Origin of the sequence: Pseudomonas palmensis, assembly GCF_049942755.1 — a bacterium.
In the GTDB taxonomy this organism is placed as follows: Bacteria; Pseudomonadota; Gammaproteobacteria; order Pseudomonadales; family Pseudomonadaceae; genus Aquipseudomonas; species Aquipseudomonas palmensis.
Genome location: NZ_CP187958.1, coordinates 5377402 through 5399003 on the forward strand (window position 1 = coordinate 5377402; position 21602 = coordinate 5399003).

At 66.5% G+C, this 21602-nt stretch carries 21 protein-coding genes; 13 read left to right on the forward strand and 8 right to left on the reverse strand.

The window, feature by feature from the left end; translation table 11 throughout:
- Positions 1–42 precede the first annotated feature (42 nt).
- From ACPRTJ_RS24845 to ACPRTJ_RS24855, 3 genes are all read right to left on the reverse strand, one after another.
- Complete coding sequence (locus ACPRTJ_RS24845; RefSeq protein ID WP_058540251.1) at positions 43–525, reverse strand: DUF934 domain-containing protein; 483 nt, start codon at positions 523–525, stop codon at positions 43–45.
- A complete protein-coding gene (locus ACPRTJ_RS24850; RefSeq protein ID WP_100632707.1) occupies positions 513–2195 on the reverse strand; it encodes a nitrite/sulfite reductase in 1683 nt (560 codons plus the stop codon). The genes ACPRTJ_RS24845 and ACPRTJ_RS24850 overlap by 13 nt, the downstream gene beginning before the upstream one ends.
- Positions 2196–2379: 184 nt before the next feature.
- Positions 2380–3456 (reverse strand): sigma-54 interaction domain-containing protein, encoded by a 1077-nt coding sequence (locus ACPRTJ_RS24855; protein ID WP_043860049.1) that lies wholly within the window; start codon positions 3454–3456, stop codon positions 2380–2382.
- A 300-nt stretch (positions 3457–3756) separates the two neighbouring features.
- Here ACPRTJ_RS24855 and ACPRTJ_RS24860 point away from each other — a divergent pair, with 300 nt between their 5' ends.
- From ACPRTJ_RS24860 to ACPRTJ_RS24870, 3 genes are read left to right on the forward strand one after another with little or no spacing between them, the layout of a single operon-like run.
- Positions 3757–4980 carry a lipase family protein gene (locus ACPRTJ_RS24860; RefSeq protein WP_426427483.1) on the forward strand — a complete coding sequence of 408 codons (1224 nt, stop codon included), beginning with the start codon at positions 3757–3759 and terminating at the stop codon, positions 4978–4980.
- A 15-nt stretch (positions 4981–4995) separates the two neighbouring features.
- Positions 4996–6192, forward strand: a complete 1197-nt coding sequence (locus ACPRTJ_RS24865; protein ID WP_058540253.1) for an LLM class flavin-dependent oxidoreductase — start codon at positions 4996–4998, stop codon at positions 6190–6192.
- Between the two features lie 3 nt (positions 6193–6195).
- Positions 6196–7770: an ABC transporter substrate-binding protein gene (locus tag ACPRTJ_RS24870; protein WP_054914430.1), complete on the forward strand. Its 1575-nt coding sequence runs from the start codon at positions 6196–6198 to the stop codon at positions 7768–7770.
- 118 nt (positions 7771–7888) lie between these two features.
- On the opposite strand, the gene hpaA is transcribed toward ACPRTJ_RS24870, so the two are convergent.
- Positions 7889–8791, reverse strand: coding sequence for a 4-hydroxyphenylacetate catabolism regulatory protein HpaA (gene hpaA / locus ACPRTJ_RS24875; RefSeq protein ID WP_426427486.1), 903 nt, complete (start codon positions 8789–8791; stop codon positions 7889–7891).
- 151 nt (positions 8792–8942) lie between these two features.
- Between hpaA and ACPRTJ_RS24880 the strand changes: the two genes are divergently transcribed.
- The 8 genes from ACPRTJ_RS24880 to hpaI all read left to right on the forward strand — a co-directional run bounded on the left by ACPRTJ_RS24880 (position 8943) and on the right by hpaI (position 16235).
- Positions 8943–9614 carry a fumarylacetoacetate hydrolase family protein gene (locus ACPRTJ_RS24880; protein ID WP_043860075.1) on the forward strand — a complete coding sequence of 224 codons (672 nt, stop codon included), beginning with the start codon at positions 8943–8945 and terminating at the stop codon, positions 9612–9614.
- Positions 9614–10387 carry a fumarylacetoacetate hydrolase family protein gene (locus ACPRTJ_RS24885; protein WP_054914429.1) on the forward strand — a complete coding sequence of 258 codons (774 nt, stop codon included), beginning with the start codon at positions 9614–9616 and terminating at the stop codon, positions 10385–10387. Before ACPRTJ_RS24880 ends, ACPRTJ_RS24885 begins: the two co-directional genes overlap by 1 nt.
- Before the next feature lie 5 nt (positions 10388–10392).
- Positions 10393–11853: a 5-carboxymethyl-2-hydroxymuconate semialdehyde dehydrogenase gene (hpaE, locus tag ACPRTJ_RS24890; protein ID WP_426429159.1), complete on the forward strand. Its 1461-nt coding sequence runs from the start codon at positions 10393–10395 to the stop codon at positions 11851–11853.
- Between the two features lie 119 nt (positions 11854–11972).
- On the forward strand, positions 11973–12830 hold the full coding sequence (gene hpaD, locus ACPRTJ_RS24895) for a 3,4-dihydroxyphenylacetate 2,3-dioxygenase (RefSeq protein WP_043860073.1): 858 nt from the start codon (positions 11973–11975) through the stop codon (positions 12828–12830).
- 19 nt (positions 12831–12849) lie between these two features.
- The gene (locus ACPRTJ_RS24900) at positions 12850–13245 is read left to right on the forward strand and encodes a 5-carboxymethyl-2-hydroxymuconate Delta-isomerase (protein WP_043860072.1); all 396 of its coding nucleotides are present in this window, start codon (positions 12850–12852) and stop codon (positions 13243–13245) included.
- Positions 13246–13295: 50 nt separating this feature from the next.
- The gene (locus ACPRTJ_RS24905) at positions 13296–14600 is read left to right on the forward strand and encodes an MFS transporter (protein WP_043860071.1); all 1305 of its coding nucleotides are present in this window, start codon (positions 13296–13298) and stop codon (positions 14598–14600) included.
- Positions 14601–14612: 12 nt separating this feature from the next.
- Positions 14613–15416 carry a 2-oxo-hept-4-ene-1,7-dioate hydratase gene (gene hpaH, locus ACPRTJ_RS24910; RefSeq protein WP_043860070.1) on the forward strand — a complete coding sequence of 268 codons (804 nt, stop codon included), beginning with the start codon at positions 14613–14615 and terminating at the stop codon, positions 15414–15416.
- 15 nt (positions 15417–15431) lie between these two features.
- Positions 15432–16235 (forward strand): 4-hydroxy-2-oxoheptanedioate aldolase, encoded by an 804-nt coding sequence (hpaI, locus tag ACPRTJ_RS24915; protein WP_058540257.1) that lies wholly within the window; start codon positions 15432–15434, stop codon positions 16233–16235.
- Positions 16236–16316: 81 nt separating this feature from the next.
- Here hpaI and hpaR read toward each other — a convergent pair whose 3' ends face one another.
- Positions 16317–16739, reverse strand: coding sequence for a homoprotocatechuate degradation operon regulator HpaR (gene hpaR / locus ACPRTJ_RS24920; RefSeq protein ID WP_043860068.1), 423 nt, complete (start codon positions 16737–16739; stop codon positions 16317–16319).
- Between the two features lie 179 nt (positions 16740–16918).
- Here hpaR and ACPRTJ_RS24925 point away from each other — a divergent pair, with 179 nt between their 5' ends.
- Both ACPRTJ_RS24925 and ACPRTJ_RS24930 read left to right on the forward strand, forming a co-directional pair.
- Entirely contained in the window at positions 16919–18217 is a 1299-nt protein-coding gene (locus tag ACPRTJ_RS24925) for an NAD(P)/FAD-dependent oxidoreductase (RefSeq protein ID WP_043860067.1), read from the forward strand.
- Positions 18218–18252: 35 nt separating this feature from the next.
- A complete protein-coding gene (locus ACPRTJ_RS24930; protein WP_054914427.1) occupies positions 18253–18618 on the forward strand; it encodes a cupin domain-containing protein in 366 nt (121 codons plus the stop codon).
- Between the two features lie 86 nt (positions 18619–18704).
- On the opposite strand, the gene ACPRTJ_RS24935 is transcribed toward ACPRTJ_RS24930, so the two are convergent.
- From ACPRTJ_RS24935 to feaR, 3 genes are all read right to left on the reverse strand, one after another.
- Entirely contained in the window at positions 18705–19286 is a 582-nt protein-coding gene (locus ACPRTJ_RS24935) for a TetR/AcrR family transcriptional regulator (protein WP_088515091.1), read from the reverse strand.
- Positions 19287–19302: 16 nt separating this feature from the next.
- Positions 19303–20517 carry a multidrug effflux MFS transporter gene (locus tag ACPRTJ_RS24940; protein WP_426427492.1) on the reverse strand — a complete coding sequence of 405 codons (1215 nt, stop codon included), beginning with the start codon at positions 20515–20517 and terminating at the stop codon, positions 19303–19305.
- Between the two features lie 118 nt (positions 20518–20635).
- Positions 20636–21589 (reverse strand): transcriptional regulator FeaR, encoded by a 954-nt coding sequence (gene feaR / locus ACPRTJ_RS24945; protein WP_058540261.1) that lies wholly within the window; start codon positions 21587–21589, stop codon positions 20636–20638.
- Positions 21590–21602 lie beyond the last annotated feature (13 nt).

Below are 21602 nucleotides of genomic sequence, written 5' to 3' on the forward strand. Positions count from 1 at the left end.
TGGTAGCCCGTTCCATCACCGGCGCGACAGCACCCTACGCACTCAACGTCGCCGAAACAGCGGCCTGGGCTCGATCACCGAACGCCCGTAGAGCACGCTCATGCCCTGCAGGCCCTTGAGCGCGTCGGCTGCCGACTTGTCCTCGCGCACGGCAAAACTGTCGAAACCGCACTGGCGCATGTGGCTCAGCTGGTCGCGCAGCACATCGCCGACAGCACGCAATTCGCCCTGCCAGCCCAGCCGCGTGCGCAGCAGGTAGGCCTGGCTGTAGCCACGGCCATCGCGAAACGAGGGGAAGTCGATGGCGATCAGCGGCAGCACGCCCAGCCACAGCTGCAGCGACTCGACATCGTCATCCGGCCCCAGCCATAGCCCGTGATAACCACTGGGCTGCGCCAGCCAGCGGTGCAGCGGCAAAATCAGCGCGCCCGTCGGCAGCGGCGCCTCCTGCTCGCGCAGCAACTGCCAGCTGTCGTCCTCCACAAGCTGCGCCTGCCCTTGGCGTATCGCGATCACATTGCGCATGTGGACACCTCCGGCTGCCTGGCATAGACGCGCTCCTTGAACGGCTCCAGCCCCACCCGCGCCACGGTGTCGACGAAGGGCTCGTCGAGTTCGCGGTAGGCGCAGTAGGTGGCCACGATCTGCTCGATCACGCGGGGGATCTCGGCGGCGCTGAACGACGGGCCGATCACCTTGCCCAGTGCGCTGGCCTTGCCCTGCGCCCCGCCCAGGGTCACCTGGTACCACTCGCTGCCGTTCTTGTCGACGCCCAGGATGCCGATGTTGCCGATGTGGTGGTGGCCACAGGCGTTGATGCAGCCCGAGATGTTCAGGCTCAGCTCGCCCAGGTCGTGCAGGTAGTCGAGGTCGTCGAAGCGGCTCTGGATGGCCTGGGCGATGGGGATCGACTTGGCGTTGGCCAGCGCGCAGAAGTCGCCGCCCGGGCAGGCGATGATATCGGTCAGCAGGCCGATGTTGGCGGTGCCCAGGCCCTGCTCGCAGGCCAGACGCCACAGCGGGTACAGGTCGGCCTTGCGGACATCGGGCAGGATCAGGTTCTGCTCGTGGGCGATGCGGATTTCACCGAAACCGAAGTGCTCCGACCAGTCGGCCACGTTGTCCATCTGCTCGGCGGTGAGGTCGCCGGGGGGCGCCGCCGGGCCGGGCTTGGTCGACAGCACCACGCTGGCATAGCCGGCCACCTTGTGCGGCTGCACGTTGCGCGAGACCCAGCGGGCGAAGGAGCGGTCCATGGCCAGGTGGGTGCCGTAGTCCAGGTCGCCGTCGGGCTGCGCGGCGTAGCGTGGCGGCGCGAAGCCTTCGGCTACCCGCTGGAACTCGGCTTCGGTGAGCTGCGCCGGGCCGTCCTTGATGTGTTGCCATTCCTGTTCGACTTCACGGGCAAAGGCCTCGATGCCCAGTGCCTTGACCAGGATCTTGATGCGCGCCTTGTACTTGTTGTCGCGCCGGCCATGGCGGTTGTACACCCGCAGGATGGCCTCGACGTACGACAGCAGGTGCTCCCACGGCAGGCCCTCGCGGATCTGCAGGCCCAGGATCGGCGTGCGCCCCAGGCCGCCGCCGACCATCACCCGCAGGCGCATCTGCTGGCGCCCGTCGCGGTAAAGGTACAGGCCGATGTCGTGCATCATGATCGCTGCGCGGTCCTGGCGGGCCGAGCAGATGGCGATCTTGAACTTGCGCGGCAGGAACAGGAACTCGGGGTTGATGGTCGACCACTGGCGCAGGATCTCGGCCAGCGGGCGCGGGTCGATGATCTCGTCGGCGGCGACGCCGGCGAAGGCCTCGGTGGTGATGTTGCGCACGCAGTTGCCGGAGGTCTGGATCGCATGCATGTCGACCTCGGCCAGGCGCTGCAGGATATCCGGCACCTGGGCCAGTTCGACCCAGTTGAACTGGATGTTCTGGCGCGTGGTGAAGTGGCCGTAACCGCGGTCGTAGTCGCGCGCGATGCTGGCCAGGGTGCGCATCTGGCGGGCGCCGAGGGTGCCGTAGGGGATGGCCACGCGCAGCATGTAGGCATGCTTTTGCAGGTACAGGCCATTTTGCAGGCGCAGTGGCAGGAATTCTTCTTCGCTCAGTTCACCGGCAGTGAAGCGCTGCACCTGGTCGCGGAACTGGGCTACGCGCTCGAACACCAGTGCACGATCGTATTCGTCGTAGTGATACATGGTCGGACCTCATCAGGGAGGCCGCTACTATGGCTTCGAGGTGTACTGGGTTACAGATTCAGGTTGGGGGGATTAATGCGGATCAGTTGACCCGGTGGCGCCTGTATCGCGGGTCAAGCCCGCTCCCACAGAACGTTCACGGCCCCTCAAGTCGGTGCACAACCTGTGGACCCGCGAAGGGCCCTTACAGGCCGACAGTATCGCTACGCTTGAGCTCGCCGATCTTCTCCAGCCGCGCCCGCACGATGTTGCGGCTGATGTTGAGCAGGCGCCCGGTCTGCAGCTGGTTGCCGTGGCAATAGCGGTACGCGGTGCGAAACACCGTCTCTTCGATATGCTCGTACAAATCCTCTACGTTCTGCTCGAACAGCGCCGTCAGCGCCGCCTCCAGGCTCGGCGCCTCGGGCGTCTGCAGGCGCAGCGGCTGGGCGCTCTCCTCCTGGCGGATACCCACCGAACGCATGTCCACCAGGTGCAGGTCGGCTGGCTGCACCACCTGCTGGCGGCACACCAGCAAGGCATGGTGAATGGCATTCTCCAGCTCGCGGATGTTGCCTGGCCAGCTGTGCCCCAACAGCTTGCGCTCGCTCTCCAGGCTCAGGCTGGCGCGGCTGTAGCCCAGGCGCTGGCAATGCTCCTCGAGAAAGAATTCGGCCAGCGGCAGGATGTCGCCGGGGCGCTCGCGCAGCGGCGGCAGGCGGATGGTCGCCACGTGCAGGCGGTAGAACAGGTCTTCGCGAAAGTGCCCCGCCACCACCGCATCGGCCAGGTTGACGTTGGTGGCCGCCACCAGGCGCACGTTGATCGGGATCGGCGTGCGCGACCCCAGCCGCACCACTTCGCGCTCCTGCAGCACGCGCAGCAGCTTGACCTGCATGTTCAACGGCAGGTCGCCGATCTCGTCGAGAAACAGCGTGCCGCCATTGGCCGCCTCGAACCAGCCCGCCTTGCTGTTGGTGGCCCCGGTGAATGCGCCCTTTTCATGGCCGAACAACTCGCTCTCCACCAGGGTTTCGGCAAAGGCGCCGCAGTTGACCGCCACGAACGGTTCGCGACCGCGCCGGCTCAACTGGTGGATATGCCGCGCCACCAGTTCCTTGCCGGTGCCGGTCTCGCCGATGATCAGGGTGTTGGCCTCGCTCGGCGCCAGGCGCTCGATACGGGCCAGCAGTTCCTGGGAGCGAGGGTCCTTGAACACCAGCACGGTGGCACGAACGGATTTGGTCAGTTCCCGGGCATGGGGATGGGTAATCAGCGACATGGTGCATTCCTGGCATTGATAGCGCCGGCCCATAGTGCACGAAACAAATTAGAACAAATAATTATTAATTCATCTTTGTATATTCCAATTTCACCTATCAGAAGCCACCTGCTGAGGCACTGCTGCCACAGCAGCAATCCGGCCCAGGGGGTTGCTTGCGAATCAGCAGCGCGGTGCTGGGCAGCGACTGGATAAAACCAGTAAAACCCTTTTTATTCAGCAGGTTGCGTGAACATTTCAGCATCTGGCACGGCTTTCGCTCTGCACCCGGCATCGTTGTTTTGCCCAAGGAAGCCCCTGATGAAATTCCCGCACTCCGTTGCCTTCGGCCTGAGCCTGCTCGCCCTCTCCTGCGCCGCCATGGCCGCCGACACCTACGCCCCCACGCCCGACCCGCTGCAGGGCGACGGGCGCGTTTCGGCGTTCTACCACTGGGAACAGGCGATCCCGGCCACCCCCGGCACGTTGCTGCGCAGCGAGCCGCTGGAGCAGACCCTCAGCCTGCCCGGCGCGGCCAGCCAGTTGCGCATTCTCTACAGCTCCACCGACGGCATCGACGGCAAGACCCCGATCGCGGTCTCCGGCGCGCTGTTCATTCCCCAGGGCAAGGCCCCGGCCGGCGGCTGGCCGGTGGTCACCTGGGGGCATGGCACCGTCGGCGTGGCCGACATCTGCGCGCCGTCCTGGTCGGGCCGCTCGTACCGCGACGTGCAGTACCTGGCGCGCTGGCTGAACGAGGGCTATGCCATCGTCGCCACCGACTACCAGGGCCTGGGCGTGCCCGGCGGCCACCCGCTGCTGAACAACCGCATGGCCGCCTACGGCATCCTCGATGCGGCCCGCGCCGTGGTCAGCGGGGTGCCGGGCCTGGCCAACAAGGTGCTGGTGGTCGGCCAGTCCCAGGGCGGCGCCGGGGCCTTCGCCTCTGCCGCCTATGCCCCCACCTACGCCCCGGACCTGGGCCTGAAGGGCAGCGTCGGCACCGGGGTGATCTACACCGTGGGCGCCAGCAACGTGGGTGAGCAGGACCCGAACAAGGTCGACGCGTCACTGGCCTACGGTTTCTACACCCTGCTGGCCGCGCAGCAATACGACCCGAGCATCGACCCGCGCGACTTCTACACCGACAAGGCCCTGCCACTGTTCGAACAGGCTCGCACCACCTGCCTGGCGTCGCTCACCGCCGATGTGATCGGCACCGGGCTGACCCCGGCCAACACGCGCAAGGCCAACGACGACGCACAACTCAAGCCGTGGCTGGCGCAGGTCTCCTACCCGACGCTCAAGCTTGCGCAGCCGATCTTCATCGGCACCGGCGCCGAGGACAAGACCCCCGCTGCCGTCACCCAGGTCAGCCTGATGAAGGACGCCTGCGCTGCCGGCTCGGTGGTCGAGGGCCACCTGTACAAGGGCCTGGGCCACAGCGAGACGGTCAATGCCTCGCTCAAGGACTCGCTGCCCTTCGCGCGCAAGGTGTTCAGCGACCAGCCCGTCACCCCGATCTGCAACCCCAGCGTGCAATAAGCCAGGAGCCTGCCCATGAGCATCGAATTCTTTACCCGCCTGCCGCTGCACGGTGAAACCCAGTTCCTGCCCGGCGACCCGCGCAACCGCGGCGACTGGCATGCCGGCGGCGCCAGCACCGGCGCGGTGTCGGGGTTTGCGGTCGGTGACCACTTCACCTACATCGACTACCTGGGGCAGATTGCCCGGGCCGCCGAAATCAACGGCTTCGGCGGTGCGCTGATGGTCAATGCGCCGTCCGGCGAAGAGCCCTGGACGGTATGCTCGCTCCTGGCCCGCGAAACCCGCACGCTGAAGTTCGTCACCGCGTTCCAGCCCTACCACTACACCCCGTGGGTGGCGGTGCAGCAGGCCGCCACTTACCAGCGCGCCAGCGGCAACCGGCTGGTGTGGAACATCATCAACGGCGGCTCGGACGCCCTCCAGCGCCAGGTCGGCGACCTGGCCGAGCACGACGAGCGCTACGCCCGCGCCACCGAGTTCATGGATGTGGTCAAGGGCTACTGGCACTCGGAGCACTTCCACTACGACGGGCGCTTCTACAAGGCCGAAGGCGGCGGCCTGCGCGGGCCGCAGAAAAAGGCCGAGCTGCCGCTGATCTGCACCGCCGGCTCGTCGATTGCCGCCCGCGAGTTCGCTGCAAAGCATGCCGACTTCTACCTGATGCGCGCCGAGCACCCCGACGAGATCGCCGCGCTGATCGCCGACATCCGCCAGCGTGCGCTCACGTTCGGCCGCAGCGACATCCGCTTCGGCCTGTCGATCGACGTGATCGCCCGCGAGACCGAGGCACTGGCGCTGGCCGAAGCCAAGCGCTTTTTCGACGAGGGCGTGGCCAGGGGGGCCGCCAAGGCCAAGGCGGCCCACGAAGGGCTGCGTACCGCGCGCAAGCTCAGCTACGAGGAGGACTACCGGCCCGAGCACGACGAGCGTGGCTTCGACGATTTCTTCATCTACCCCAACGTGTGGTCGGGCTTCAGCCACATCGGCATCCCGCCGGGCCTGGCGCTGGTGGGCAGCTACGCCAACGTGGTGGCGCGCATTCGCGAGTACAACGCGCTGGGCATCGACCTGTTCTTCCTGGCCGGCTACCCGCACCTGGAAGAAGCCTACCGCCTGGGCGAGCACGTCCTGCCGCACTTTCGCGGTGAACGGCAGGCGCTGAGCCGGCCCGTGCAGGCCACCGCGCAGTTGCGCGCGGCAGGAGCCTGAGCCATGAACCCCAACCACTACAGCCGGCGCCAGTTCATCGGCCAGGGCCTGGCCATGGGCGGCGGCCTGCTGCTGGGCACCAGCCTGCTCAGCGGCTGCGGCCCGGATGACGCCCCCGCCCCCGCCGCCGGGGTTGCCCAGCCGCGGCACGGCGGGCGCCTGCGCCTGGGCATCCTGGACGGCGGCCAGACCGGCAACCTCGACGCCCACAAGCCCATCGGCAGCGGCATCGTGCGCGGCTTTGCGCTGTACAGCAAACTGTGGGAATGGGACGAGCAGATGCAGCCGCGCCTGGCCCTGGCCGAGTTCGCCGAGGCCAGCAGCGACGCGCGCAGCTGGACCCTGCGCCTGCGCCAGGGCCTGGAATTCCACAACGCCAAGACCATCGATGCCGACGACCTGATCTTCTCGATCCGCCGCCTCACCGACCCGCAGCTGGCTTCGCCCTACGCCGCCTTGCTGCACTGGGTGGACCGCGACAACCTGGTCAAGCTCGACAACCGCACGGTGCGCCTGAGTTTCAAGGACGGCCGCAGCTTCCTGCCACTGCCGGAAACCTGGGTGAATTTCGGTGGCATCGTGCCGGTGGACTATCACCCGGTCACCAACCCGGTCGGCGCAGGGCCCTACCGGTTCAAGAGTTTCACCCCCGGCCAGCGCTCGGTGTTCAGCCGCTTCGAGAACTACTACAAGGCCGGCAGGCCGTATGCCGATGAACTGGAGATCATCGACTTCAAGGACCAGGTCTCGCGCCTGGCCGCGCTGCGTGCCGGGCAGATCGACATGGCCAACGGCATGCCCAGCGAGCAGTTGCAGGTGCTCGAGCGCGACCCGCGGCTGAACCTGGTGACGTCGATCAGCGGCAACTGGCTGTCGTTCGAAATGAACACCAGCAAGCCGCCATTCAACGACCCGCGGGTGCGCGAGGCACTGCGCCTGCTGGCCGACCGCGACGAGCTGGTGCGCCGCGCCCTCAACGGCCAGGGCCGCGTGGCCAACGACCTGTACGCCCCGTTCGACCCCACCTTCAACCACGCCCTGCCCCCGCGTGCCCATGACCCGCAGCGCGCCGCGCAACTGCTGCGCGAGGCTGGCCAGGAACACCTGCGGGTGGAACTGGTGACCACCGCCGGGCCGGCGCTGGCCTCGGCGCTGGTGCTGGCCGAGCAGGCCAGGCGCATCGGCGTGACCCTCGATGTGCGCCAGGTCGACAGCGCCACCTTCAACGGCCCGCAGCAGGACCAGTGGCTGCTGAGCACCGGCGGCACCATCGGCGCGCCATTCCTGGCCAGCGCCATGCACACCGACGCGCCGTTCGCGGTGGCCAACAAGACCCACTTCGACGACCCGCAGTTCACCCAGCTGTTTCTGCAGGCCATGGCCCAGCCGGACCTGGCCAGGCGCACCGCGCTGGTCCACCAGGCGCAGCAGATCCAGTACGACAAGGGCGGCCTGCTGATCTGGGGCTACGCCAACCTGCTCGATGCGTTTTCACGCAAGGTCGGCGGCGCGGCGCCGGAGCAGACGTTGTTCAGCACCTGGCGTTTTGAAAACCTGTGGTTGAACAACGCCGCCTGAGCGCTCTGAAAAGTACAAGCGCACCCCTGTAAAAGGCATTTTTCCGTTACACCGCTACCGCCATCATGGCGGCAGCGGCGCTTGCCGCGTCTAACAACAAAAACGGAAAAATGCCATGTCAGCGCACGCCCGCCTGCCGTTGGCGGTACTCGCCCGGCGTCACCTGCGCATAGCGCAGGAAAAACCGGCTGAAGTACGCCGGGTCCTTGAAGCCCAGGCTGTAACAGATCTCGTTGGCCGAACTGCCGGTGAACAGCAGCAGGCGCTTGGCTTCCTGCATCAGGCGCTCCAGGATCAGGCGCTTGGACGGCAGGTCGGCGATACGCCGGCACACGTCATTGAGCCGCGCCTCGGTCACCCCTACCCCCAGCGCATAGCGCGACAGCGGCCAGTGCTCCAGGTAATGCGCCTCGATCAGCTCGTTGAAGCGGTGGAACACCTGCAGGTCCTCATGCCGGGTCTGGCGCGCCGGCAGCGAGCGCGCGCACAGGCGCAGCAGGCTGAGCATGATCAGCCGGGTCAGGCTGTCCAGCGCCGGGCCACGGCCCACCTGCGCGGCATTGATCTCGCGGTGCAGCTCGTCGAACAGCAGCACCAGGCGCCGCGCCTCGTCGGCAAACCGTCCCTCCAGCCCGCTCAGCGCCACGCACGCCGGCGCCACCTGCGGCCCAGGCGCCAGCGCAGGGTCGGCTTCGAGCAGTTGCCATACCAGTTGCTGGCGCACGGTCAGCACGTGGCCATCGGCGTCGGGCTTGGTGACGAACGAGTGCGGGATGGTCGGCGGGGTAAGGAAGAACATCGGCCCCGACTCCACGTACTGCTGGTCGTCCAGGTACACCCGCACCGTGCCGCTCTTGACGTAATGCACCTGAAAGTAGCGGTCGTGGCGGTGCACCGGCATGTTGCGGCCGAAAAAGCCGGCCAGGTTGCCGAGCTTGTCGTAATGCACCTCGGCATCGCTGTACCGCTGGTCGTAGACCTGCCCGATGTTGATGTTGGGAATCGGCGTGCGTTCGTTCATGACGGGGTTTCCTGCTGTGTTCTTGTTCTGCCGGCAGCTTAACGCCTGACACGCGCCGCTTGCCTTTAGTTAACATCTTAATTATAACGTTAACACATTAACGATTTGTCCCGCAGGGTGCTTGCCGCCCTGCCCTTGCCAGGAGAAGAGCATGAGCCGTGCCCTGCACGACGTTGCCACCGGCACCCTGTTCGGCGTTGCGCTGAACTACCAGGGGTTGCTAAACCAGCGTCTCGCCGAATTCGAACAGGCGCCGTACCAGAAGCCCCCGGTCAAGCCGGTGCTGTTCATCAAGACCCCCAACACGCGCAACCGCCATGGCGCCCCAGTGGTGTACCCGCAAGGTGTCGAACGCCTGCAGCCGGGCCCGGCGCTGGGCGTGGTGATCGGCAAGCGCGCCAGCCGCGTGAGCGTCGAACAGGCCCTGGAGCACGTGGCCGGCTACACCATCGTCAACGAGTTCAGCCTGCCCGAAGACAGCTACTACCGCCCGGCGGTCAAGGCCAAGTGCCGCGATGGTTTCTGCGTACTCGGCCCTGAGCTGGTGCCGACCGCGCAGGTGGCCGACCCGCATCAGCTGGCCATCGAGCTGTTCGTCAATGGCGAACTGCGCCAGCACAACAGCACCGCCAACCTGGTGCGCAACATCCCGCAGCTGATCGCCGAGATCAGCGAGTTCATGACCCTGCACGCAGGCGACGTGCTGATTACCGGCACCCCCGAAGGCCGCGTGGACGTGCTGCCAGGCGATCAGGTCGAGGTCCGGATCAGCGGCCTGGGCCGCCTGGCCAACCCGATCGTGGCCGAACAGGAGCAACGCTGATGAAACACGCCCGTATCCGTTACCAGGGCCAGGACCACGCCGTGACCGTGGAAGATGGCAACAACGTGCGCCTGGCCGATGGCCGCCTGCTCGCCGAGCACGAGGTGCAGTGGTTGCCGCCGGCCACCGGCAGCATGTTCGCGCTGGGCCTGAACTACGCCGACCACGCCGCCGAACTGGCCTTTGCCGCACCCACCGAGCCGCTGGCCTTCGTCAAGTCGCCCGGTACCTACACCGGCCACAACCAGGTCACCTGGCGCCCGGACAACGTCAAGTACATGCACTACGAGTGCGAGCTGGTGGCGGTGATCGGCAAGCCGGCGCGCAACGTCAGGCGCGAGGACGCGCTGCAGTACCTGGCCGGCTACACGGTGTGCAACGACTACGCGATCCGCGACTACCTGGAGAACTACTACCGCCCCAACCTGCGGGTGAAGAACCGCGACGCCACCACCCCGGTGGGCCCGTGGATGGTCGATGTGGCCGATGTGCCGGATGCGTCCAACCTCACCCTGCGCACCTGGATCAACGGTGAGCTCAAGCAGCAGGGCAGCACCCGCGACATGATCTTCGACATCCCCTACCTGATCGAATACCTGTCCAGCTTCATGACCCTGCAACCGGGCGACATGATCGCCACCGGCACCCCCGAAGGCCTGGCCGACGTGGTGCCGGGTGATGAAGTGGTGGTGGAAGTGGAAGGTGTCGGCCGCCTGGTCAACCGCATTGTCAGCGAAGCCGAGTTCTTCGCGCTGAACCCGCAAGAGGCATGAACCCGATGATCAAGCACTGGATCAATGGCCGTGAGGTCGAAAGCAAGGACGTCTTCGTCAACTACAACCCGGCCACCGGCGAGGCCATCGGCGAAGTCGCCAGCGGCGGCGCCGAAGAAGTTGCCCAGGCAGTTGCAGCAGCCCGGGAGGCGTTCCCCAAATGGGCCGGCACCCCGGCCAGGGAGCGTGCGCGGCTGATGCGCAGGCTGGGCGAGCTGATCGAGCAGAACGTGCCCCGGCTGGCCGAGCTGGAAACCCTGGATACCGGCCTGCCGATTCACCAGACCAAGAACGTGCTGATCCCGCGGGCCTCGCACAACTTCGACTTCTTCGCCGAAGTGTGCACGCGCATGGATGGCCACACCTACCCGGTCGACGACCAGATGCTCAACTACACCCTGTACCAGCCGGTCGGCGTGTGTGCGCTGGTGTCGCCGTGGAACGTGCCGTTCATGACCGCCACCTGGAAGACCGCGCCCTGCCTGGCCCTGGGCAACACGGCGGTGCTGAAGATGAGCGAACTGTCGCCGCTGACCGCCAACGAACTGGGCCGCCTGGCGGTCGAGGCCGGCATCCCCAATGGCGTGCTCAACGTGATCCAGGGCTACGGCGCCACCGCAGGCGATGCCCTGGTGCGTCACCCGGACGTACGCGCCATCTCGTTCACCGGCGGCACCGCCACCGGCAAGAAGATCATGCAGACCGCGGGCCTTAAGAAGTACTCGATGGAACTGGGCGGCAAGTCGCCGGTGCTGATCTTCGAGGACGCCGACCTCGAGCGCGCGCTGGACGCTGCGCTGTTCACCATCTTCTCGCTCAACGGCGAGCGCTGCACCGCCGGCAGCCGCATCTTCATTCAAGAGAGCGTGTACCCGCAGTTCGTGGCCGAGTTCGCGGCGCGGGCCAGGCGCCTGATCGTGGGCGACCCGCAAGACCCCAAGACCCAGGTCGGCTCGATGATCACCCAGGCCCACTACGACAAGGTGACCGGCTATATCCGCATCGGCATCGAGGAAGGCGCCACCCTGCTGGCCGGTGGCCTGGAGCGCCCGGCCAACCTGCCGGCGCACCTGGCGCGCGGGCAGTTCATCCAGCCCACGGTATTTGCCGACGTCAGCAACAGCATGCGCATCGCCCAGGAGGAGATCTTCGGCCCGGTGGTGTGCCTGATCCCGTTCAAGGACGAGGCCGAGGCACTGAAGCTGGCCAACGACACCGAGTACGGGCTGGCCTCGTACATCTGGACCCAGGACATCGGCAAGGCGCATCGCCTGGCCCATGGCATCGAGGCCGGCATGGTGTTCATCAACAGCCAGAACGTGCGTGACCTGCGCCAGCCGTTCGGCGGGGTGAAGGGCTCCGGTACCGGTCGCGAAGGTGGCCAGTACAGCTTCGAGGTGTTTACCGAGATCAAGAACGTGTGCGTGTCGATGGGCAGCCACGCCATTCCGCGCTGGGGCCTCTGAGGGCTTCGCCGGCAAGGCCGGCTCCTACAGACGGCACAACCCCTGTAGGAGCCGGCCTTGCCGGCGAAAGCACCCGCCCTGACCCACCACAAGAACAACAGATCCAGGAGTACCCCACCATGGGCGAAGTCGTCCTCGCAGCCAAAGTCTGCCACGTCCCCTCGATGTACCTGTCCGAACTGCCCGGCAAGCACCACGGTTGCCGCGAGGCCGCCATCGCCGGCCACAAGGAGATCGGCCGCCGCGCCCGCGAACTGGGCGCCGACACCGCCGTGGTGTTCGATGTGCACTGGCTGGTCAACAGCGGCTACCACATCAACTGCGGCGAGCACTTCAAGGGCACCTACACCAGCAACGAACTGCCGCACTTCATCAAGAACATGGACTTCGAGTACCCCGGCCTGCCGGCACTGGGCGAGTTGATCGCACAGGAGGCCAATGCCGCCGACGTGCGCACCCTGGCCCACAACATCCCGAGCCTGGAGCTGGAATACGGCACCCTGGTACCGATGCGCTACATGCACATGGACGTGCCCGCCGCCGACAGACTCAAAGTGGTGTCCATCGCCGCCTGGTGCGCCTGGCACCGCCTGGAAGACAGCTTCACGTTCGGCGCCGCCGTGCGCCGGGCCATCGAGAAGAGCGACCGCAAGGTGCTGGTGCTGGCCTCCGGCTCGCTCTCGCACCGCTTCTCGGACGACCGCAACGCCGAGGCCAACATCCACAACTGGACCCGCGAATTCGACAAGCAGATGGACCTGCGCGTGGTGGAACTGTGGAAGCAGGGCCGCTTCAGGGAGTTCTGCGCGATGCTGCCCGACTACGCCAGCCACTGCTACGGCGAAGGTGGCATGCACGACACCGCGATGCTGCTGGGCCTGCTTGGCGGCGCCGACTACGACAGGCCGGTGGAGGTGCTGACCGAGCCGTTCGGCAGCTCCGGCACCGGCCAGATCAACGCCATCTTCCCCGTCTGACCCCGCCAAGGAGCCCAGGATGCCCCACTTCATCGCCGAGTACACCGACAACCTCCAAGCCCAGGCCGACCTGCCCGGCCTGTTCGAAAAGGTCCACCACTGCCTGGGCGCCACGGGCGTGTTCCCGCTGGGCGGCATCCGCAGCCGGGCGGTGCGCCTGGACACCTGGCGCATGGCCGACGGGCAGCACGACTACGCCTTCGTGCACATGACCCTCAAGGTCGGCCACGGGCGCGACCTGGCCACCCGCGAACAGGTGGCCAAGGCCCTGTTCGCGGTGATCACCGAGCACTTTGCCGACCTGCAGAGCCAGCGCCTGCTGGCCCTGTCGTTCGAAATGATCGAGCTGCACCCGCAACTGAACTTCAAGCAGAACAACGTGCACGCGTTTCTGAACCAGCAGCAGCCGGGCTGAACCCGGCCCTGCGCTCCCCCATCGGCCCTCTGACCAAAAAGAACAAGATCATGAGCACAGCCAATACCGCCGCATCGGCCAGCCTTGCCCAGCACGACTCCACCCACGGCACCGTCACCTGGCGGCTGATGCCGCTGCTGCTGGTCTGCTACCTGTTTGCCCACCTGGACCGCATCAACATCGGCTTCGCCAAGATGCAGATGAGCAGCGACCTGCACTTCAGCGACACGGTGTACGGCTTCGGTGCCGGCCTGTTCTTCATCGCCTACGCGCTGTTCGGCGTACCCAGCAACATGGCCCTGGACCGGGTCGGCCCGCGGCGCTGGATCGCCACCCTGATGATCGTGTGGGGCGCGCTGTCCACCGGCATGCTGTGGGTCGAGTCGGCCTCGGGCTTCTACGTGCTGCGCTTTCTGCTGGGCGTGGCCGAGGCCGGGTTCTTCCCCGGCATCCTGGTGTACCTCAACCGCTGGTACCCGGCCCGGCGCCGTGGCCAGATCACCGCGCTGTTCGCGATTGCCGTGCCGATGGCCGGGGTGATCGGCGGGCCGCTGTCGGGCGGCATCCTGGAACTGTTTCACGACGCCGCCGGCCTGCGCGGCTGGCAGTGGATGTTCCTGATCGAAGGGGCCCCGGTGATGCTGCTGGGCCTGGTGGTGCTCAAGCGCCTGCCCGACAGCTTCGAGCACGTCAGCTGGCTGGACGCCGGCCAGAAGCAGCACCTGCGCGAGCAGTTGGCCAGCGAAGAGCAACGCAAGTCGATCACCTCGTTCGGCGGCATCCTGCGCAACCGTCAGGTATGGCTGCTGGTGGCGGTGTACTTCGCGGTGATGCTGGCGGTCAACACCCTGGCCTTCTGGATGCCGACCCTGATCCACGGCGCCGGTATCGGTAGCGACGGCCGCGTGGGCCTGCTCAGCGCCATCCCCTACCTGGCCGGCTGCCTGTTCATGATCGCCTGCGGGCGCTCGTCAGACCGCCAGCGCGAGCGGCGCTGGCACCTGTGCGTGCCGCTGCTGATGTCGGCACTCGGCATCGCCGTGGCCGGGCTGGCCCCGGGCAACCCGCTGATGGTGCTGGGCGGCCTGATCGTCGCCGGCATGGGCGCCAGCGCCGCCCTGCCGATGTTCTGGCAGCTGCCGCCGGCGTTTCTGTCCAACACCACGCAGGCGGCCGGTATCGCGCTGATCAGCTCGTTCGGCAGCATCGCCTCGTTCCTTGCGCCCTACCTGATCGGCTGGATGCGCGACACCACCCACAGCGCCAGCCTTGCGCTGTACGTGCTGGCCCTATTCATCGCCCTGGGTGGCCTGCTGGTGCTGCGCACCCGGGCTGCCATCGTCAACCCCCAGTAAGAGACGCCGAACATGCTCGACCCTAGCCAGATCCTTCAAGCCGCCGCCCAGCTCGACCGCGCCGAGCGCAGCCGCGAGCAGGTGCGCCAGTTTTCCCTCGACCACCCGGCCATCGGCATCGAGGACGCCTACGCCATCCAGCGCGCCTGGGTGGCGCAAAAGATCAAGGACGGGCGCAAGCTGGTCGGGCACAAGATCGGCCTGACCTCGCGCGCCATGCAGGTGTCGTCCAACATCACCGAGCCGGACTTCGGCGCGCTGCTCGACGACATGTTCTTCGACGAAGGCAGCGACATCCCCTTCGAACGCTTCATCGTACCGCGGGTGGAGGTGGAGCTGGCGTTCATCCTCGGCAAACCCCTCAAGGGGCCCAATGTGACCCTGTTCGATGTACTGGATGCCACCGAGTGGGTGATCCCGGCGCTGGAGATCATCGATGCGCGCATCCAGCAGGTGGACCCGCACAGTGGCGCCACGCGCAAGGTGTTCGACACCATCTCCGACAACGCCGCCAATGCCGGGGTGGTGATGGGTGGGCGCGCGGTGCGCCCGGGCGACATCGACCTGCGCAAGGTGCCGGCGGTGCTGTACCGCAACGGCGTGATCGAGGAATCCGGGGTGTCGGCGGCGGTGCTCAACCACCCGGCCAAGGGCGTGGCGTGGCTGGCCAACAAGCTGGCGCCGTATGACGTGGCGCTGGAGGCCGGCCAGGTGATCCTGGGCGGTTCGTTCACCCGGCCGGTGGCCGCCAACCCCGGCGATACCTTCCATGTCGACTACGACATGCTCGGTTCCATCGCCTGCCGTTTTGTCTGACCTTCGGAGACTGCCATGCACCTGCCTGTGAACCGTTTCAAACAACGCCTGGCCAGTGGCGAGCCGCAGATCGGCCTGTGGCTGGGGCTGGCCAGCGCGTATTGCGCGGAGCTGGCGGCCAATGCCGGCTTCGACTGGCTGCTGATCGATGGCGAGCATGCGCCCAACGACCTGCGCGGCATGCTCGCGCAGCTGCAGGCGGTGGCGCCCTACCCTGGCGAGGCGATCATCCGCCCGGTGATCGGCGACACCGCGCTGATCAAGCAGGTGCTGGACATCGGTGTGCAGACGCTGCTGGTGCCGATGGTGGAAAGCGCGGCCCAGGCCGGCGAGCTGGTGCGCGCCATGCGCTACCCGCCGCTGGGCGTGCGCGGGGTGGGCAGTGCACTGGCGCGGGCGTCGCGCTGGAACAGCATCCCCGGCTACCTGGACCAGGCCGATGCGCAGATGTGCCTGCTGGTGCAGATCGAGAGCGCCGAGGGGCTGGCGCAGCTGGACCGGATTGCGGCCGTGGAGGGGGTGGACGGGGTGTTCATCGGCCCGGCCGACCTGAGTGCGTCGATGGGGCACCGGGGCAATCCGGGGCACCCTGACGTGCAGGCGGCAATCGAAGACGCGATCGTGCGGATTCAGCGTGCGGGCAAGGCGGCCGGGATTCTCAGCGCCGATGAAGCGCTGGCGCGCCGCTACATCGAACTGGGCGCGGCGTTCGTGGCGGTGGGGGTGGATACCACGGTGCTGATGCGCGGGTTGCAGGGGTTGGTGGGCAAGTTCAAGGGTGAGGCGGCACCTGTCGACAAGGCTGGCGGGGTGTATTGATCTGACGGGCCTCTTCGCCGGCAAGGCCGGCTCCTACACAGGCTGCGGTGTCTGCAGGAGCCGGCCTTGCCGGCGAATGAGTTAGCGCCGTACTTGCTTCAGTTCTTCCAGCAACCCCAGCAACTGCTGCAGCTTCTGTTCACCGAACTGGTCCTGCAGCTGCTGGTAGTTGGCCTCCATGCTCTGGCTCATGGAGTCGAAACACGCCACGCCCTTGTCCGCCAGCTTGACCAGCACCCGCCGCTGGTCCTGCTCGGCCTTGCGCCGGCACACCAGCCCCGCCGCCTCCATGCGCACCAGCACACCGGTCATGCTCGGCTTGAGGATGCACGCCTGTTCGGCCAGCCGGTAGATCTCCAGCTCGCCCTGCTGGCTGAGGATACGAATGACCCGCCACTGCTGCTCGGTCAGGCCATGCTGGTTGAGCGAGGGGCGGAAGAAGCTCATTGCCGCCTCGCGGGCTTGCAATAAGGTAAGAGTCAGCGAAACACGAGGTTTGGACATGGAAGGCTACGGTCATCAGGTTATTTGTTAACACTTTAACAAAGAAGCCGGCGGCCACCTACCCGCCTGCGCAGCGCTGGCACCCGCGGTCAAGGCACGCGGCACGCAGGGTCAAGACACGCCACCCCGCCAAGCCCCCTAATAGGCCTCGAAAGCTCCTCCACTTTTCAGGCTGCGCCATGATCACGATCGAAACGCCGACCTACTACACGGCAACCAAGAAATACAACCTGAGCTTCCCGACCCTGGAACACGATGAAGACGCGGACGTGGTCATCATCGGTGGCGGGTTTTCCGGCATCAACACGGCGCTGGAGCTGGCCGAAAAGGGCATCACCAACATCGTCGTGCTCGAGGCCCGCTACCTGGGCTTTGGCGGCACCGGGCGCAACGGCGGGCAGATCATGGCCGGCATCGGCCACGACCTTGAAAAGATCAAATCAGCCGTGGGCGAAGATGGCCTGCGCCAGATCTTCGAGATCAGCGACCTGGGCGCCGACATCATCAAGCAGCGCATCGCCCGGTACGCCATCGATGCCGACTTCTGCCACGGCTATGGCTACATGGGCTTCAATGCCCGCCAGGAGAAAACCCTGCGCGCCTGGGAGAAAGACTTCAAGTCGGTGAATTCCCAGCACGAGATCCGCTTTCTGGGCGGCAGCGAGGTCAGCCAGATCATCGGCTCCAACGCCTACGGCAGCGCCCTGCTGCACATGGGCGGCGGGCATGTGCACTCGCTCAACCTGCTGCTGGGCGAGGCCAAGGCCGTGGCCGGGCATGGCGTGCGCATCTTCGAGAACAGCCCGGCGCTGCAGGTGCAGTACGGCGAGCGCATCACCGTGCGCACCGGCCGCGGCTCGGTACGCGCCAGCAAGCTGCTGTGGGCCTGCGACAGCTTTCTGAACAGGCTTGAACCCGAACTGCACCGCTCCACCATCAACACCTACGCCTTCCAGATGATGACCGAGCCGCTGCCCGAGGAGCTGATCCGGCGCATCAGCCCGATTCGCGGCGCCTACAGCGACATTCGCCCGGTGATCGACTACTACCGCGTGACCAACGAGAACCGTCTGCTGTTCGGCGCCGCGACGCCGCTGGTGGAGCATATCCCCCGCGACCTCAAGGCCTGGAACCGGGCTTTGATGCTGAAGATCTTCCCGTACCTGAAGGACGTGAAGATCGACCTGGCCTGGGGTGGCCCGATGGCCTGCAGCCCCAACCTGTTCCCGCAGGTCGGCACCCTGCCCGGGCGCAGCAATGCGTTCTACGTGCAGGGCTACTCCGGGTTCGGCGTGACGCCCAGCCACATCATCTGCAAGGTGCTGGCCGAAGGCATGAGCGAAGGCTCGGCCCGCTATGACCTGGTCAGTTCGATCCCGCGCCCGACGATTGTCGGCAAGGACCATATCCGCCCACTGCTGCTCACGGCCGGCAAATCCTGGCACCAGCTGTCGGGGTACTGGAATGGACGGCGCTGACCCCCCTTTTTTTCCACTGTTCAAGGAACACTGCCATGACCCTGACTGCACTCAAGCACAACATCCAGCTCGGCGAACTCGACGCCTGGGGCACCGTTGCCGACCTGGGCTCGGAGATTCTCGAAGGCGAGGTGCGTGCCTTCGGCAAGATGACCTTCGGCGCGCCGACCGACGCGCTCAGCAGCGCCTACTTCGGTACCACCCGGGGCAGGTTCCGCATGGTCTATCCGTTCAACGAGCAGGCCACGGTGATGACCGGCCAAGTGCGCCTGACCGATGAAAGCACCGGGCAGAGCACGCTGTACAAGGTGGGCGACAGCTGGTTCGTGACCAAGGGCACGCCGGTGCTGTGGGAGGTGCTGAGCGAGAGCTTCGTGAAGCATTACCTGGCGGTGGCCTGACGGGCCTCTTCGCGGGTCAAGCCCGCTCCCACAGGTTGTTGTGATCCTGTGGGAGCGGGCTTGACCCGCGATGAGGGCACCACGATTTATCCGGCTGCGTTCAAAGCATCCCCGAACACCACCCACATCGCCCGCAACCGCCGCGCGTACGCCTGCGGCCCGGCATAGATCAGCTCTACATTCAGGCTGTCCACCACCCCCAGGTACGCGTCCACATACACCCCCCGCCGCGCCACCGGCACCTGCGGCAGGCACGTGCCCAGCGCCTGTTCGAACACCTCGCCCAGCCGCGCCAGGTACCCCTCGAAGCCTGCCGAGATGATCGGCCGCAGCGCCGCCGGCGGAAAGAACGCGGTACGCAGCAGAAACCGCAGGTGCGCCGACTGCTGATAGCGCTCACCCAGGCAGTGGGCATAGCCGGCCCCCGGCAACGCGTCGTCGCACTGCGCAAAGCACTGCTCCACATACAGCCGCTCGGCCTCCACCGCACGCTCGAACACCGCCTCGAACAGGTCGTCCTTGCTGCTGAAGTGCGCATACAGCGACGGCTTGCGCATGCCGGCCGCCGCCGCGATGTCGTTGAGCGAGGCGGCATCGTAGCCATGCTCGGCAAACTGCTCGACCGCGATCGCGCAGACCTTCTGCGCCGAAGGCGTGAGGGTTCTCATGCAGGGTTCTCCCGTATCAATGCCCGGCCAGGCTGCTCGCCTCGACCGGCGCGTGCCGGGTGCAGGCGCGCACCAGCAGCGCCACGACAACACCCGAAATCACCAGCAGCGACGCCCAGTGCGCCGCGCCCAAAGGCGCCATGATGCCCGACAACGGCGTGGCGAACGACGAAATGATCAACTGGAAGGCGCCCAGCAACGCCGCCGTGGAGCCCAGCGCGCGGCTTTGCGAAGACATCACCAGCGACATCAGCGTGGCCTCGAGAATGCCCAGGCCGAACATCGCCAGCGCCATGCCGGCAACGATGCCGGCCAGCCCCGCCGCGCTCAGGGCCCCTGCCAGCACCAGCAGGGAACCGATCAGCAGGCACCCCGCACCGGCCTTGGCCAGGCGCAGCAGGCCCTTGCGCGCCACCAGCCGACCCGCCGCGATGGCACCGAGCAGAATTGCCACCCCGGTGGCGCCGAACAGCGTGCCGAAGGCTTGCACCGACAGGCCGAAGTGGGTCTGGTAGACGAACGCCGCACCGCCGATGTAGGCAAACAGAAAGAAGAACACCGCCGCCAGCGCCAGCGCCGGGCGCAGGAACTGGCCATCGCTGCCGATGCGCAGGTAGGTGCGCAGGATGTCCCGCGGCTGCCAGGGCTGGCGCTTGTCGGCGGCCAGGGTTTCATTGAGCACCCAGGCCGAGTTCAACAGCACCAGCACGCCGAGCCCGGCCAGGGTGAGCATGATCGCGCGCCAGCCAAGGTGCGCCCCCACAAAACCGCCCACCGCCGGTGCGAGCACAGGCGCCAGGCCCTCGACGGTCATCAGCAGGGCGAAGATCTGCGCGGCGCGCGCCCCTTCGGCCACATCGCGGACCATGCTCATGATCACCACCAGGGTCAGCGCACTGCCCAGGCCCTGGACAAAGCGCGCCGCCAGCAGTGTTTCGAGGCTGGGCGCCTGGGCCGCGGCCAGCGAACTGAGCACGAACACCAGCAACCCGGCCAGCAGCGGCCGGCGCCGGCCCAGGGTGTCGACCAGCGGGCCGAACAGCAATTGGCCGGCGCCCATGGCCAGCAGAAACACCGTCAGCGTCAGTTGCACCCCGGCATAGGTCGCGCCGTACTCGGCGGCGATGCTCGGCATGCTGGCCAGGTACATGTCGATGGCCGACGGCCCCAGGGCGCCGATCAGCGCCAGGGACACGGCAAATTTCACGTGGGGGGACTGCGGGGTGTGCATAGCTCGAATCCACAAAAAGGTCACAGGTCTGGCTGCCGAATGCCAACCTACCGACCGGTAGGTTTCCAGAACGTGCGAGCCTATACACTGTGCCCCGCAGGGTCAAGCCAGTGGTTTATCAGGCCGGGCCGGCCAGGCTGTGGGAGCGGTAGTCCTTGGGCGAGCGTTCGAACTGTTTCTTGAACGAGCGGCTGAAGTGCGCCGAATCGGTGAAGCCCCATTTGTAGGCGATGGTGGTGATCGACTCGGTCTTGAGGATCGGGTTGGCCAGGTCGTCGGCGCTGCGTTGCAGGCGCGTGCGCTGGATGTAGCGGCACACGCTGTCGCCCTGCTCTTCGAACAGGCGGTAGAGGTGGCGCACCGAAATGTTCAGGCGGTTGGCCAGGTTCACCGGCGACAGGCCAGGCTGGCCCAGGGACTCGTCGATGACCTTCTGCACATAGCTGCGCAGGTTGGCGCCGTGCAGCGCCGCGCCCGGCTGCACCTGGTCATCGCCGCCCTCCAGGGCCGACCCCAGCAGCGACAGAAATGCACTGTGCAGGGCCTGGCCCTCGGCCAGCTCGCCCTCCCCCGGAGCGCTTTCCTTGCACAGTTGATCCATCAGCACATGCAGCATGCGCCCGCAGGCCTTGGTCTGAGAGATCTTGCCGAAGGTACGCGCATCGCCCCCCAGCTGCCGGCACACCGCCTCGCGCGAGAGCGACAGCGAGGCGTGTTCGATCAGGCCGAACGGCATGATTTCACAGGCCCCGACCGCGTCCATCAGCAGCATCTCGCCCGGTGCCAGCTGCACACTCACGCCGTTCTGGGTGACCTGGGAGAAACCGGTGCGCTGGCTGACCAGAAAGCAGTGCTGGTCGTTGTCGCGGTCGGGCTTGATGCCGTCGCGGCGGATCAGCCCGGCGTTGGTGCGCAGGTTGGCCAACGCCAGGCCACCGCGTGACCAGGTGGAAATCTCGCCGATGAACAGCGAGCGGTTGAACGCAAGTTCGGTCTCGAAATGCCCGCAAATGTGTTGCATGTCGGCATTCCAGCGGTCCAGCGCAGTGCCGGCGAGCTGATGAGTACTCATGGGTACCTCCACG

What these genes read in the sequence shown, in the direction of transcription:
- ACPRTJ_RS24935 (WP_088515091.1), bottom strand. Translation starts at nt 19,286, where the DNA reads ATGAGAACCCTCACGCCTTCGGCGCAGAAGGTCTGCGCGATCGCGGTC.
- ACPRTJ_RS24905 (WP_043860071.1), top strand. Translation starts at nt 13,296, where the DNA reads ATGAGCACAGCCAATACCGCCGCATCGGCCAGCCTTGCCCAGCACGAC.
- ACPRTJ_RS24870 (WP_054914430.1), top strand. Translation starts at nt 6,196, where the DNA reads ATGAACCCCAACCACTACAGCCGGCGCCAGTTCATCGGCCAGGGCCTG.
- ACPRTJ_RS24855 (WP_043860049.1), bottom strand. Translation starts at nt 3,456, where the DNA reads ATGTCGCTGATTACCCATCCCCATGCCCGGGAACTGACCAAATCCGTT.
- ACPRTJ_RS24925 (WP_043860067.1), top strand. Translation starts at nt 16,919, where the DNA reads ATGATCACGATCGAAACGCCGACCTACTACACGGCAACCAAGAAATAC.
- ACPRTJ_RS24885 (WP_054914429.1), top strand. Translation starts at nt 9,614, where the DNA reads ATGAAACACGCCCGTATCCGTTACCAGGGCCAGGACCACGCCGTGACC.
- ACPRTJ_RS24865 (WP_058540253.1), top strand. Translation starts at nt 4,996, where the DNA reads ATGAGCATCGAATTCTTTACCCGCCTGCCGCTGCACGGTGAAACCCAG.
- ACPRTJ_RS24930 (WP_054914427.1), top strand. Translation starts at nt 18,253, where the DNA reads ATGACCCTGACTGCACTCAAGCACAACATCCAGCTCGGCGAACTCGAC.
- ACPRTJ_RS24880 (WP_043860075.1), top strand. Translation starts at nt 8,943, where the DNA reads ATGAGCCGTGCCCTGCACGACGTTGCCACCGGCACCCTGTTCGGCGTT.
- hpaD (WP_043860073.1), top strand. Translation starts at nt 11,973, where the DNA reads ATGGGCGAAGTCGTCCTCGCAGCCAAAGTCTGCCACGTCCCCTCGATG.
- hpaH (WP_043860070.1), top strand. Translation starts at nt 14,613, where the DNA reads ATGCTCGACCCTAGCCAGATCCTTCAAGCCGCCGCCCAGCTCGACCGC.
- ACPRTJ_RS24845 (WP_058540251.1), bottom strand. Translation starts at nt 525, where the DNA reads ATGCGCAATGTGATCGCGATACGCCAAGGGCAGGCGCAGCTTGTGGAG.
- ACPRTJ_RS24850 (WP_100632707.1), bottom strand. Translation starts at nt 2,195, where the DNA reads ATGTATCACTACGACGAATACGATCGTGCACTGGTGTTCGAGCGCGTA.
- feaR (WP_058540261.1), bottom strand. Translation starts at nt 21,589, where the DNA reads ATGAGTACTCATCAGCTCGCCGGCACTGCGCTGGACCGCTGGAATGCC.
- hpaI (WP_058540257.1), top strand. Translation starts at nt 15,432, where the DNA reads ATGCACCTGCCTGTGAACCGTTTCAAACAACGCCTGGCCAGTGGCGAG.
- hpaA (WP_426427486.1), bottom strand. Translation starts at nt 8,791, where the DNA reads ATGAACGAACGCACGCCGATTCCCAACATCAACATCGGGCAGGTCTAC.
- hpaE (WP_426429159.1), top strand. Translation starts at nt 10,393, where the DNA reads ATGATCAAGCACTGGATCAATGGCCGTGAGGTCGAAAGCAAGGACGTC.
- ACPRTJ_RS24940 (WP_426427492.1), bottom strand. Translation starts at nt 20,517, where the DNA reads ATGCACACCCCGCAGTCCCCCCACGTGAAATTTGCCGTGTCCCTGGCG.
- ACPRTJ_RS24860 (WP_426427483.1), top strand. Translation starts at nt 3,757, where the DNA reads ATGAAATTCCCGCACTCCGTTGCCTTCGGCCTGAGCCTGCTCGCCCTC.
- hpaR (WP_043860068.1), bottom strand. Translation starts at nt 16,739, where the DNA reads ATGTCCAAACCTCGTGTTTCGCTGACTCTTACCTTATTGCAAGCCCGC.
- ACPRTJ_RS24900 (WP_043860072.1), top strand. Translation starts at nt 12,850, where the DNA reads ATGCCCCACTTCATCGCCGAGTACACCGACAACCTCCAAGCCCAGGCC.